Source organism: Eubacterium oxidoreducens, from assembly GCF_900104415.1.
Classification (GTDB): Bacteria; Bacillota; Clostridia; order Lachnospirales; family Lachnospiraceae; genus Eubacterium_C; species Eubacterium_C oxidoreducens.
In genome coordinates, this window is the sequence record NZ_FMXR01000018.1 from 1 (window position 1) to 13,667 (window position 13,667).

10 protein-coding genes and 1 pseudogene are annotated in these 13,667 nt (G+C 39.1%); 5 read left to right on the top strand and 6 right to left on the bottom strand.

Features of this window, described 5'->3' with window-relative positions; all coding sequences use genetic code 11:
* The 3 genes and pseudogenes from BLS20_RS11265 to BLS20_RS11275 all read right to left on the bottom strand — a co-directional run.
* Nucleotides 1-189, bottom strand: a pseudogene (locus BLS20_RS11265) (hypothetical protein); the annotation flags it as partial.
* 103 nt (nt 190-292) lie between these two features.
* Nucleotides 293-889, bottom strand: coding sequence for a hypothetical protein (locus tag BLS20_RS11270; protein ID WP_090174469.1), 597 nt, complete (start codon nt 887-889; stop codon nt 293-295).
* 24 nt (nt 890-913) lie between these two features.
* A complete protein-coding gene (locus BLS20_RS11275; protein ID WP_090174470.1) occupies nt 914-2,341 on the bottom strand; it encodes an MBOAT family O-acyltransferase in 1,428 nt (475 codons plus the stop codon).
* A 274-nt stretch (nt 2,342-2,615) separates the two neighbouring features.
* Between BLS20_RS11275 and BLS20_RS11280 the strand changes: the two genes are divergently transcribed.
* Complete coding sequence (locus BLS20_RS11280) at nt 2,616-5,087, top strand: glycosyltransferase (RefSeq protein WP_176762394.1); 2,472 nt, start codon at nt 2,616-2,618, stop codon at nt 5,085-5,087.
* Nucleotides 5,088-5,103: 16 nt separating this feature from the next.
* On the opposite strand, the gene BLS20_RS11285 is transcribed toward BLS20_RS11280, so the two are convergent.
* On the bottom strand, nt 5,104-6,015 hold the full coding sequence (locus BLS20_RS11285) for an alpha/beta hydrolase family protein (RefSeq protein ID WP_090174472.1): 912 nt from the start codon (nt 6,013-6,015) through the stop codon (nt 5,104-5,106).
* Nucleotides 5,999-7,222 carry an acyltransferase family protein gene (locus tag BLS20_RS11290; protein ID WP_090174473.1) on the bottom strand — a complete coding sequence of 408 codons (1,224 nt, stop codon included), beginning with the start codon at nt 7,220-7,222 and terminating at the stop codon, nt 5,999-6,001. Before BLS20_RS11290 ends, BLS20_RS11285 begins: the two co-directional genes overlap by 17 nt.
* A 193-nt stretch (nt 7,223-7,415) precedes the next feature.
* Here BLS20_RS11290 and BLS20_RS11295 point away from each other — a divergent pair, with 193 nt between their 5' ends.
* Together BLS20_RS11295 and BLS20_RS11300 are read left to right on the top strand one after the other, a co-directional pair.
* The gene (locus BLS20_RS11295; RefSeq protein ID WP_090174474.1) at nt 7,416-10,088 is read left to right on the top strand and encodes a transglycosylase domain-containing protein; all 2,673 of its coding nucleotides are present in this window, start codon (nt 7,416-7,418) and stop codon (nt 10,086-10,088) included.
* A gap of 19 nt (nt 10,089-10,107) precedes the next feature.
* The gene (locus BLS20_RS11300) at nt 10,108-10,947 is read left to right on the top strand and encodes a CvfB family protein (RefSeq protein ID WP_423230186.1); all 840 of its coding nucleotides are present in this window, start codon (nt 10,108-10,110) and stop codon (nt 10,945-10,947) included.
* A 102-nt stretch (nt 10,948-11,049) separates the two neighbouring features.
* Here BLS20_RS11300 and BLS20_RS11305 read toward each other — a convergent pair whose 3' ends face one another.
* Entirely contained in the window at nt 11,050-11,244 is a 195-nt protein-coding gene (locus tag BLS20_RS11305; protein ID WP_242870579.1) for a YjfB family protein, read from the bottom strand.
* Nucleotides 11,245-11,606: 362 nt separating this feature from the next.
* Here BLS20_RS11305 and BLS20_RS11310 point away from each other — a divergent pair, with 362 nt between their 5' ends.
* Both BLS20_RS11310 and BLS20_RS11315 read left to right on the top strand, forming a co-directional pair.
* Nucleotides 11,607-12,896 carry a C40 family peptidase gene (locus BLS20_RS11310; protein WP_090174476.1) on the top strand — a complete coding sequence of 430 codons (1,290 nt, stop codon included), beginning with the start codon at nt 11,607-11,609 and terminating at the stop codon, nt 12,894-12,896.
* Between the two features lie 77 nt (nt 12,897-12,973).
* A complete protein-coding gene (locus BLS20_RS11315; RefSeq protein WP_090174477.1) occupies nt 12,974-13,534 on the top strand; it encodes a TetR/AcrR family transcriptional regulator in 561 nt (186 codons plus the stop codon).
* Nucleotides 13,535-13,667 lie beyond the last annotated feature (133 nt).

Consider the following 13,667-nt stretch of genomic DNA (forward strand, 5'->3'; position numbering starts at 1 on the left):
TTGCTCCAAGGAATCAAGGTAATGCGCTTGAACCTTGCGAAGATGACTGTAAAAAGTTGCACGATTGATTCCGTGTAATTCAAGCCATTCAGTGCCTGTCATGTCGGCCGGACGAGATTTGTAAGCTTCAACTTCAGCAATCCATTTCTGAAGTCGCATGTTTTGTTTAATTGTTGTTGGATTGTTCATCTGATAACCTCCCGTAGTTCATAGACTATATGGACTCTATAGAGTATATGGAGTCTATAGACTCTATAAAGTTTAACTACAGGAATTATCTCAAATGAACATGCTAGTTACGAGGTACCGATGGTTTACCGGTTACATAATTTCTCAAGTCCAATACCGGTATACCATCTTCAATGAGAAGGCTGTCTAAATAGCTCTCACTTTCCTCTTTTGTATCTTCCGAATACTCTGCTAATTCTGAAACCTGTCCAACATTCTTATATGGAGTTTGAACATACAAGAAATATCCACCATATTCTTTGGTAGTATTATATAGTTGCTTACATTGCTCAGCCATTATATGAAGTTGTTCTTTATCAATTTCTCCCTCTGTCCCCTGTAAATATAAAGCTCCACTATCAGACTTCAAAACTTCAAAATTTCTTGTCTCATGCTTTCCTAAAGCTAGCTGTGTAAGCGAAAACATATCCAAACTCCAGGATTGACTTGAATACAATGAATCGTAATATTCTTCAAATGCATCAGGTACTTCTTCAACCGAACAGTCATCAGATATGGCACCTAAAACTTTTTCTTTCCCGGTAGCAACTATTTCCTGTAGATGTACCAAAGAAAACAAAAAGCCACAAATGATTACCGCCAAAAACAATATGAACAAGATGGTTCCACTTTTATTTTCTTTTATAATTGATTTTTTCATGACATTATACCCCGTTATTTATTATTAAAAATGAAAATATATAAACGGATTATATGTTCCATTTATAACATAAACAATTGCAACTAGAAATAAAACAAATAAACACAATTCGCCTACAACATGGATAAACACTTGCTTGCGTGTGCTATTAATTGTTCTTTGAACCAATGCTTTTTTTATTCGAGATAATATATTTGTAGATAAAAGTATTGCAAAGCACAAATAAACAATATTTTCTTTAATATATACCCACATTTGTCCTGAATAGAACTCCACATTCGCAATTCCGAACATTGTTCTAATATATAGCAATGCCTGTTTGATTCCATCGGCTCTAAATATTACCCATAACAAATTTACAACAAATAACGTATAGATATGACCTATAATTTTGTGCTTCTTTATAAATACACCATAAGCAGTAGCTTTTTCCAAAATTAAAAATACAAAATACAGCAAGCCCCAAGCAATAAACGTCCAATTTGCTCCATGCCATACTCCCGTCAGCAGCCACACAACAAATAAATTAAAATAATTTCGCAAAGAACTACCTGTTCTATTCCCACCGATTGGAATATATACATAATCTCTAAACCATGTACTAAGGGATATATGCCATCTTCTCCAAAACTCTGTTATAGATTTTGACATATATGGGAAATTAAAATTTTCTTCAAAATTGAAGCCAAACATTTTTCCAAGACCGATGGCCATATCTGAATATCCAGAAAAATCAAAAAAGATTTGCAACGTATACGCCACTGCACCTAGCCAAGCAAAGCTTACAGTAAGATTTCCCCCCACTGTCTCAAATGCTTTATCAGCAATAACGGCCATTGTATTTGCTAGTAGAACTTTTTTTACAAACCCTTGCGTAAAACGTATAATTCCTTGCTTAAACCCTTCTATAGTCTCCCTTCTATTCATAATCTGACTCTCTATGGAATTATATCTTACAATCGGTCCCGCAATCAATTGTGGGAAAAAAGCTATATATAATCCAACATAAAATGGGCTCTTCTGACACTTTTCTCCCCTATATACATCCACAACATAAGATAAAGCCTGAAAAGTAAAAAAGGAGATTCCTATTGGTAATGCAATTTCTTTTATTGTAATATTTATCCCATCCAAACAATTTATTTGGTTCACAAAAAAATTCAAATATTTGAAAACGAAAAGCATTCCAATATTTAATATTATGGATATTGACAACAGGGTTTTCTTAATGATTCTAATCTTATTCCTTGCTATTAATACTGCAAGCGCCCAATTGACTATAATTGATACAATCAGTATCACTAAAAATTTTGGTTCCCCCCAAGCATAAAAAAACAGACTAGCAAGAAATAAAATTATATTTTGTATCTTCCGATGTCCTTTTAACAAATAATATAAGCCTAAGTTCAAAGGCAAAAAAAGAAACAAAAAAACCAAACTAACAAAAAGCATTGTACCGACCTCCAAAAGTTAGATTACATCACGTTGTGTGTAACCAGCGTCTATAGTAACATATCAATTCAAAAACTGCCAAAAAATCTATCAAATATGTTGGCTTGTATATACTACAAAATGAATCTGGGTATTTCGTATTTTACGGTTAAAAGCGTGGCACAGACTGTAGTAATTGTGATAAACTATGTTGTTAGTAAGTTGTTTGTGTCTCGGAATGAATAGAAGGGGTATTAGCATAGAGCAACAAATGTATCAATGGAGGAGAGAAGAGATGGGCAATGAAAAAAAAATCTCGATAATTATTCCAACATATAATGTTGGGAAGTATGTGAATCAGTGTATTGAAAGTTTGATTAACCAAACAGAAAAAAATATAGAATTAATTTTAGTTGATGATAATTCAACAGATAATACAGTGGATGTAATAAATAAATGGAAAGAAACCAATGAGAATATAGTTTTAATTCAACAGACAGTAAATAAAAAAGCAGCTCAATGTAGGAAGGATGGAGTTCTTCGTAGCACGGGTGAATACATTATGTTTGTAGATGCGGATGATTATTTAGAAGCGAATGCTTGTGAAATAGCGTTACAAACCATTGAAACAGAAGCTGTTGATATTGTTCAATTTGGAACAAAGGTAGAAAATTTTGGTGGGGTTCCGGATAGCCGTATTAAAAGCAATGAGAATGCTTTGATGCCAACTGTTGAAAGAATTGAAGGGGATTTATTGGAACAGTGTTTTCTAGAAAGAAAATTCTCGTTTACAATTTGGAATAAGATATATAATGGTGATTTGTGCAGAAAGGCAATGTTAGAAGTGGAAGATGGTGAATTCCCTAAGGCGAATGATCTTTATGCTGCATTTTTCATTCTATATTATGCAAAATCTTATTGTGGAATAGAAGATAAGCTATACCATTATTGCTTTGGACGGGGAATGACAGGGCGTAATAGGATGTCATTAAATGATTATACGAAGTGTTGCCAAAGCTGGTTAGTGTATAAAAATATATCGAAATTTGGTAATCCGAATAATAAAAGTTCATTTCATGAAGTGCTTGACAATATTCATGAACGATTACTGAATGAACAGCTAGGTAAGCTTAGAAATAATGTTGTGTCTGAAGATAGGGAGAAGGCAATCCGTATTTTGATGGAAAATATGGAAGCAAATATGTTTGAAATGATCCGAGAAATAGCGAAGATGGGATGGGAATTCCGTCCTGAATTTGCAAAAATTTTTAGAGGGTTACCGGAGCTTAGATATAAACCCAAAAGGATTACCAATATTGCTTTTTACTATCGAAATATAAAAAATGGTGGTGCACAGAGAGTGGTTGCAAATTTAGCATCAGAGTTTGCTCGGTTAGGTAATGGGCAAAAATATAACATTATTTTGATAACAGACGAGCAACCTCAAGACGGAGAATATAAAATTGATGAAAATGTGACACGAGTAACGATTCCGAATTATTTGGAATACAGTAAGAAAAAATATGGTGAAAGAGCAGATGCATTATATCGTGTTATAGATACTTATCATATTGATGCATTTATTGACTCTATGTGGAATATTCAACCCTTTTTTTGGGATATATCGGTAGTTAAATCACATCCATCACATCCAGCGGTAATTGCGCATTCTCATAGTGCAGCTGGAACCATGTGGGAGTTCAAAGGAAATGCGGTTGAGGAGACGATGAGTAGTTATGCTATGGTTGACGCAATCGTTGTTTTATCAGAAGTAGATAAAATGTATTGGAAAACGATTAATCCCAATGTTTATTATATTCCAAACAAATTGGAGAAAACATACAACAAACTGCCAAGAAAAAAAGAAGGGCAAAATACTGTTTTGTGGGTAGGGAGGTTGTCAAAGGAAAAGCAGCCTTTAGATATTGTTGAAGTAATAGAAAGGGTTGCAGTTTTTGTACCTGATGTTAAATGTGTTGTTGTTGGTGACGGAGAAAAAGAAATCGTTGATAACCTAAGGGGAGAAATCGTTAGGAGAGGTTTAGAAAAAAATATCTACCTTGCAGGATTTCAAAAGGATGTGGATAAGTATTATTCGGAAGCAGATGTACTGCTGTTTACGAGTAGATATGAAGGTTTTTCGCTTACTTTATTTGAGGCTGCAGCCCATGGACTTCCAATTGTTAAATATGAAATTCCGTGGTTAACATTTAATCAGTGTATGGAAGGGTATACAACGGTGCCTCAAGGGCATGTACGTGAAGCAGCGGAAAAAATCGTAGAGTTACTTACAAATTCGGATTTGTGGAGGCAACAAAGTAGGCTGGCACAAGATTCTTATAATAAATATGATGAAATAGATATTATAGAATTATGGAGAAAACTAATTGATGATTTACAAGCTATCAATGATGGAGAGTGTGAAGAATTAATTTTATTAGAAGAGTTAAAATATTTTCATAGTTCCTTAGTGAATCAGTATAAGTTGGATAGAAAGGAATTAAATGATAAACTCCAAAGAACCTATAAGGAAAAGTCACAGATCAATGCAAAACTTCAGTCTACTTATAGGGAAAAGACGGAACGTGGAAATAAAATTAAAGAACTTAAAGCAAAATTAGCAAAAAAAAATGAACGTATTGAAAAAATGAAGAAAAAAATAGCAAATAGAGAGGCTCGAATTGCGGAATTAGAGAGTGAAGTAGAAAGTATGAAAAAAAAGAAAGGTGTTCTTAAGAAAATAAAGGATACAATAAAGAAGAAATAAAATACGAATACCTATCTTACATCCCTACATTCTCCACAAAAAACTCCGTCACCTTCTGAATAATTGAGTCCTTTAATTCAGAAGAGTCATATCCCATCTCAAACCCATGGCCATCTTCGCTTGTAACCTTGATAGTTTCGCAGTTGGCATAAGACTTTGCGCAGCGAAGGGCAGTGTCCGGATAGACAATCTGATCGAGCGTGTTGTAGTAAAGAAGAACCGGTTTGTCACCGAAGTTTATAGAAGTGTCACAAGGATTGTAAGATTCGATATCTTCGAACCATTCGGGAGTGAGATGGAGGCCGTTTTTTAGAGAATACCCTTTTGTTGAAGAAAAGGCTTCATCGCGAAGGGCATGATATTGCTCCTCGCCGCCAAGAAAGCGGGTAAATGCGACATCATCACCGGCCGGTGCGATAAGAGCGAGCGCTTGAAAGTCGATATCGCCGGCGGAGGAATTTGCCATTTGCATGACAAGGCGACCGCCATAGCTGCGTCCATAAAGAGCGACAGCGTCTAGATCCCCATTGTAGTGGTCGGCGACATAGTGAATGGCAAGTAGAGCTTCACTGGTCATATCAGATAAAGAATAAGAATTGACACGGTCGGCGTGAAGTGACTTGGCTGTGTAAGGATTAAAGTCGATGCGCACAGCAATAAAGCCGGCATCGGATAGAGAAGCGGCAAGATCCCTTGCGCCGCCGGAACCAATAGAGCCACCAAAACCGTGTGCAAGAAATATAATAGGGTGAGAACCTTTGGTTTTAGGAAGAGAGATTTCTACATAGTTGTAGGAGTCTCTTTCATTTTCCAAAAACAAAGAAATCTCGCGGTTTTGATATGTAGAATTGTGAGTGAAAAACAGTAGTGCCAGCGCGATCAAAGCGATCGCAACCGGCACAAGGATATATTTAATCTTCTGCTTCATAACCTGGACCTTTCAGCCAACGAGTAAGCTGTGGCAGCTTGCCTGTGCCGCCAACGAGTAAATCATAGAGTTTAATCCAAAACGGTGAAACGAAGGCAATGCCAACCATGATGGCACCCGCGTAACACAGGATGTAGGTCAAGACGATGGAGTGCGGGCATAAGCCGTACCATGATTTCAAAAGACCGGATGCAAACAAAGCGACAGCGCAGGCGGCAGAAATTATGATGCAAGCAATGTAGACACCTTTATGTTTCATTTTTTGACCGATTATACCAAGGATGCCAAACCAGGCAACCACCAGACAGGCAACAAATCCCACATATAATCCCTTGAACTCGATGACATATCGCAAGGTAAGATGGAACATGTAGATTGGCATGGTGTTAGCACCAACATAGGCTAGAAAACCTTTCTTAGAAGGAATGATGTTAATCATCAAAATAATCCAGCCTGTAGAAAGAACAAGGACCATAAGTCTAAGCAGGACATCCTGCCAAAGCTGCATGTGATAGCTGTGGTAGGATTCGCGCAGCAGATACCAGCCGACACTTGGACCGAACTTGCAAAGCAAGATGGAACTGGCAACAAGCACTGCGGCAAGAATAACAAGTATGCCCTTCTTCGTCTTAAGCTGCTGGAACCATGCGAGGCGCTCCTTAGAACAGTAGTATCCGAATAAGAAGAATACAAAGTAGGAAAGCACTCTGCCAAGCGCAAGAAAATCGCCCCATTCTTGAACCATGCCGGCCACAAAGTATAAAATCAGACCAACCGGTAACAGCCAGCGAAACTTCACCATATCGATTAAGAAGAAACGGTAGAAGAATAGTGCCCACAAAAACCATAAAGCAAATGGTGGTGACAAAAAGGTCAAATGTGCGTTTCCAAAGAAGCCCCATCTGACAAAGAAGTATAAAAAGGTAAATACAAGGTAAGGCCACATAAAGGTAGACCAGGCAGTCTGCCTTGCACGCTCCGGCTTTTTAGAAAAGAAGCCGGACAAGAACATAAAGGCCTGCATGACAAATACATTAATGGTAATGTACACAAAGCCAAATAGGCTGTCCTTTGGAAAAGATCCATTTAAATAAAGTTCTGAATAAAGATTTCCGGTCATCTTGGTAAAATGTGACATCGGAATGGATAACATGAGCAGACCACGAAAGGTGTCGAACATGTAATCCCTAGCTTTTGTTGTGCCCATAATGAAGGACATCTCCCTTCTTTTGATTATATATATGACTATATTACCATTTTTTGGGTGTGGATTGCATCGGTAAAGTGGCGAAAAACTTAGGAATTTTTCGGAATCTTTTGTGAAAGTGTAAAATGTGGTATACTATTAGACGGCTATATGCTTTTTGCAACGGAACATATGGACAACAAAGGAGGAAGATATGAATTACGGAAAAAAGCATGCCCAAGAGAAACAAACGAAGATAAAGTCTAAGAAGACGAAGAAAAAGAAGAAGTTTGTTGTTGTATTTGGGAAGACGCTGCTGATTTGCATATTGGCAGTGCTGGCTGTCGGAGCCGTGACCGGTTATAAAGTTGTCAGCGATATCATAGCGGAAGCGCCGGATATCGAAGACATAGATGCATCGCCAACCGGATATCTGTCCACGGTATATGACAGTGAGAATAATGAGATTGCCACGCTTGTGGCGTCGGGGTCGAATCGAGTCTATGTAACCATAGATGAGATTCCGGAGGATATGCAGCATGCATTTGTTGCAATTGAGGATGAACGATTTTATGAACATAATGGAGTGGATCTTCGAGGTATTGCAAGAGCACTGTTTAAAGGAATAAAAAGTGGTTTTACCAAGACGGAAGGCGCATCGACAATCACGCAGCAGTTGCTTAAGAACAACGTGTTTACGGATTGGACGAGTGAGTCGACGATGAAGGAGAAGATTACACGTAAGATTCAAGAACAGTATCTGGCGATACAGCTGGAAAAAGAATATTCAAAAGAATGGATTTTGGAGAACTATCTTAATACCATTAACCTTGGACAAAACTGTCTTGGTGTACAGGCTGCATCAGAGCGTTATTTTGGAAAAGATGTATCGGAACTGACTCTTTCCGAAGCAGCCGTTATTGCAGGTATCACCAAGAATCCTGTGAAGTACAATCCAATCTCTAATCCGGATGAGAATGCACAGCGGCGCGAACTTGTTCTGGGAAATATGTTAGAACAAGGATATATTGATCAGTCAGAATATGATGAGGCGATGGCGGATGATGTTTATGAGCGCATTCAGGTGGTAAATGCACAGGTAGAAGAATCCGAAGATGAAGATGTCTATTCCTATTTTGTTGACGAATTAACCGAGCAGGTAATAGAAGATCTGCAGGAAAAGCTTGGATATAGTGAGACGCAGGCGTACAAGGCATTGTACAATGGTGGTTTGTCGATTTATTCGACACAAGACCCGGATATTCAAGAGATTTGCGATGAAGAAGTATCCGATCCGGACAATTATGCGGTAGGAACGGAATACTCTTTCTCATATGCATTGACGATTGAGAAGGAAGATGGCACCATTGAAAATTATGATGAGAATACCATGCTTTCGTATTATCAATCAGAAGATCCGGATTATGACATTGTATTTTCAAGTGAAGAAGAGTGTAAGGAAGCGGTTGAGAAATACAAGAATGCGGTCATGGAAGAAGGCGATGAAGTTGTAGAAAATGGAGAAGTCTTTAGCTTGATTTTGGAACCGCAGGCAGCGATGACGATTATGGATCAGTCAACCGGTGAAGTGAAAGCACTAGTCGGTGGCCGTGGAGAAAAGACGGCATCGAAGACGCTAAACCGTGCAACGGATACCACCCGGCAGCCGGGCTCTACCTTTAAGGTGTTGGCAGCTTATGCACCGGCACTAGATGCAGGCGGTATGACATTGGCGACGGTGCAGGATGATGCGCCATATACCTACTCGAATGGTACGAAAGTTAATAACTACGATAATACATATCGAGGATTTACAACGATCCGTCAGGCAATTACCAATTCCATCAATGTTGTAACCGTTAAGACGTTGACGGATATTACGCCACAGGTTGGCTATGATTATCTGCTCAATTTTGGATTTACAACCCTTACGGATTCAGATATTGTACAGGCACTTGCGCTTGGAGGAATTACAAATGGTGTAACGAATCTGGAACTGACCGCAGCTTATGCAACGATTGCAAATGGTGGAACCTATACAGAGCCGATCTTCTACACGAAGATATTAGATCATGATGGTAATGTGTTAATTGATAATACACCGGAGACGCATACGGTACTGAAAGAGACAACGGCATTTCTTCTGACAAGTGCGATGGAAGATGTTATGACGAAGGGTACCGGTACTACAGCCAACTTCAGCGGAATGGCGACTGCAGGAAAGTCCGGAACAACGACGAAGAATCGTGATGCACTGTTTGCCGGGTATACACCGTATTATACCTGTGTTGTTTGGGGCGGATATGATGACAATTCACAGCTAAGCTCGACGGCATATCCGAAAGTGTTATGGAAGAATGTTATGAGTCGGATTCATGAAGATCTAGAAGAAAAGGAATTCGAAGTCCCCGATGGCATTGTTCAGGCCAAGGTCTGCAAAAAGTCCGGAAAGCTTGCAATCAGCGGAGTATGTAGTAACGATCAGCGAGGTAGTATGGTAGAGACAGAATACTTTGAGGAAGGAACAGAGCCGACTGCAAAGTGTGATCATCATGTATCGATTACGGTATGCTCTGAGTCTGGTCAGCTTGCTACGGATTATTGTCCGGAGACAACGACGAAAGTATATATCACCGGCGGTTCGTCTTCCTCTCAAGATGGTAAATATATGCTCTCTAGCGAGGATAACGTAAAGTGTACGATTCATACAAAAGAATCGAAAAAGAAGAAAAAGACCGATTCTGAGGATGAGGATGATAGTAGTTCGACTACGATACAAGGGGATACCTCAAGTGGTTCGAGCGATGATACAACGTCGCAGGATGATGCGATAAAGCCGGACGAGACGACGGGTGAGACCGAGGAAGAAGATACGAATACGGAATAAGATAGAATATGAGGATAATATATTGAAATTAGGAGAATTTCAGACTCTTACAGTGGTTAAGAAGGTGGATTTTGGAATCTACCTGGCTCAAAAAGATAATACCGAGGATCGTGTGCTGCTTCCGGCAGCACAGGTCCCGCAGGGAACGCAAGTTGGAGATGAACTTAAAGTTTTCTTGTATAAGGATTCACAAGATCGCCTGATCAGTACCGTGCATGAACCTAAGATTACACTGGGGAATTATGCGGTATTGACAGTTGTGGAGACAACGAAGATTGGAGCTTTTTTGGACTGGGGACTTGAAAAGGATCTGTTCCTTCCGTACAAAGAGCAATTGACCAAAGTAAAAGCAGGTGATGAGATACTGGTTTCACTTTACATAGACAAGAGTGAACGATTGTGCGCAACCATGCGTGGCATCTATCACTTGCTGGCAACCAGATCGCCTTATCAAAAAGATGATGTGGTTCATGCGAGAGTGTATGAGTTTAGTGATAACTTTGGCGCGTTTTTGGCTGTGGATGACAAGTATTCAGGCCGAATTGCCAATTCGGAAGATCACCGCTCTCTAAGAATTGGTCAGGTGGTAGAAGCTAGAGTGCTGGGCGTAAAAGAAGATGGGAAGCTCGATCTTACATTGCGTGAGAAAGCGTATGTGCAGATGGATGCAGATGCCAAGAAGGTACTTTCGATTATTGAGGAGTATGCAGGCGTACTACCGTTTAGTGATAAAGCGACGCCGGAAACCATCAAGCGCGTTACGGGACTTAGTAAGAATGCTTTTAAGCGTGCGGTCGGAAGACTGTATAAAGAGCATAAGATTGAAATCGGTGAAAAATCGATTCGTCTGGTAAAATGATAACCACGTAGCAAAAGGTAAGAAAGAAAAACAAAAAAAGCTGTGAAATCCGGATAAGCGGGTTTCGCAGCTTTTTTGGTCTCATAATACCATCCCAAAATGTCAAACACTCATATCAAAATTACTACCAACAGAAGGATTGACGGATTGTTCCATCATCTTCGTCATGGTGTCACCGATTGTTTCGGCAGTATCAAGATTTTGAGCTAATACAGCAGTGCCTACTTGCATCAGAGTCTGGTTTGCTTTAGACATTGAAATGATATTTGGTTCAATGGCATTTAAGGTTAGTTCCATCTAGACAGCCTCCTTTCAGTCGGTACTTTAGTAACACAATTATGGCACGAAAATACGAAATATGCAACCCATAAAATAGGGACGAATCAAATGATAATGTTAAATGTGGAAGAAAAAAGGCAAAAGATAAAACAAATATTTTCGAAATAATTACAAATATTCAAGAAAAATGAACTAGTACTTAATGTTCATTTATCGAAGCGCAAACAGCCTTGAATGCTGAAAAACCGCATAAAATGGGGAAAAACTGTGGTGTCAAAAAGGTAACTGGATAATTTGACAAACAAGTGTATATTTGCTATAATGCAACAAGTGAAGTTAATAAATGTAACAAATTTGTAATAATTTACTTGGAGGATATAATGAATCGAAAGTTTATCAAGCTTACTTGTGGATGCCTTTCAGGAATGATGATTATTTCGGGTAGCGGTGTAGTATCATTTGGAGCCGTTACAGCAGGAGCATCTACTACTTTGGCAACAGCCATCGAAGGTGAGGAAGCTGAAACAACTGAAACAGAAGTAGTCGCAGGTGTATCTCTTTCGTTAGAGGACGCAATTGAAACAGCAGATGCGCAGGCAGAGGCTGAGGCGCAGGCAGAGGCTGAGGCAGCTGCAGCAGAGAAAGAGAAAGATACCGTTAAGTCTGAATATGCAGACCTTGCAATCGCACAGGTTGATGATTATGTAAATATTCGTAAGAAAGCCAGCAAGGATTCAGCCGTTGTTGGTAAATTATATGACGAGGGTGCAGCAACTGTTATTAAGACAAAAGGAAGCTGGACCAAGATCAAATCCGGATCTGTTACCGGATGGGTAAAATCAAAATACATTGTAGTAGGAGACGAGGAACTTGCCGAGTCTGTAGCGAAGAAAGTTGCTACTGTTACTACCACAACATTGAAAGTAAGAGCTAAGAAGTCTACAGATGCTGAAGTTGTAGCACTTGTAGCAGAAGGTGATGAAGTAAAAGCACTCAAGGAAACAGATGAGTGGGTTAAGGTTAAGCTTTCTGATGGTTCTAAGGGATATGTATCAGCAGAGTATGTAACTGTTGAGAATGAATACGAGGAAGCTGAGTCTAAGGAAGAAGAAGCAAGACTTGCTCAGGAAGCAGCTGAGGCGCAGGCAGAAGCTGAGGCAGCAGCAAGCAGTTCAACAAGTACGAGCAGCTCATCAAGCTCAAGTAGCTCATCAAGCTCAAGCAGTTCATCAAGCTCAAGCAGCTCAAGTAGTTCATCAAGCTCAAGCAGCTCATCAAGCTCAAGCAGTTCTTCAAGCAAGAGTTATTCTTCTGCTTCAGGAAAGAGCGGTAGCGCTGTAGTAGCATATGCTTGTCAGTTCGTTGGTAATCCATATGTATATGGTGGTTCATCCTTGACAAACGGAACAGACTGTTCAGGATTTGTAATGAGCGTATATAAAGCATTTGGCGTATCACTTCCACATTCATCAAGTGCTCTTAGAAGTGTTGGAACAGGAGTTTCAACAAGTGATATGCAGCCGGGTGATATCGTATGTTATTCAGGACATGTCGCAATCTATGTTGGAAATAACACAATCGTACATGCTTCTAATGCAAAGGATGGTATCAAGTATACATCACCGGTTAATTATAAGAAGATTATTACAGTAAGAAGAATCTTCAACTAATTAAAGGGTTCGTTTAGAGGAAAGGCAGATGTCTTTCCTCTTTTTTACTATGATGGAATTGTTATGGGAGAAAGAGAATGGCTAATTTTACGCAAAAAGCAATTAAAGAGACGTTTTGGAAGATGCTAGATGAAAAGCCACTTAGTCAGATTACGGTAAAGTCGCTTGTGGAGGAGTGCGGGATTAATCGTAATTCATTTTATTATCATTTCAAGGATCTTCCGGATTTGATTCAAAGTATTGTGATGGAAGAAGCAGAGCGGATTATCGAGGAAAATCCGCAGATACGTTCGCTTGAGGAAGCATTTAATCTAGTGATTGAATTCTCTCTTCATAACAGACGGGCGGTATTGCATATATATAATTCGGTAAATCGGGTTATATTTGAACAATATTTGCAGAAGTTGTGCGAAGAAGTAGTTAGAATCTATTGCGAACAGGTTTTTGGGGAATATATATTAGAAGAACGTGATCGCATTATGGTACAAAATATCTTGAAGTGTGAGTGCTTTGGTGCTGTGTTGTTATGGCTAAACGATGGTATGAAGGAAGAGGATGTGGAGGATTATCAGCGTGTCTGTGAAGCAATGAAAGGCCTTCCGGAAGAATTTGTAAAGCGATTTGTGAAGCTTTCTTAAAAGAAATAAGGAAATGGTTTTAGACATTTGCAATAAAATGTCTAAAATTTAGACAGATATCAATGCTGTGCTCAGAATTTGGGCACGGCATTTTTTTTGACCGTTCAAATTATAAGTGTTAAGTCCTATACTG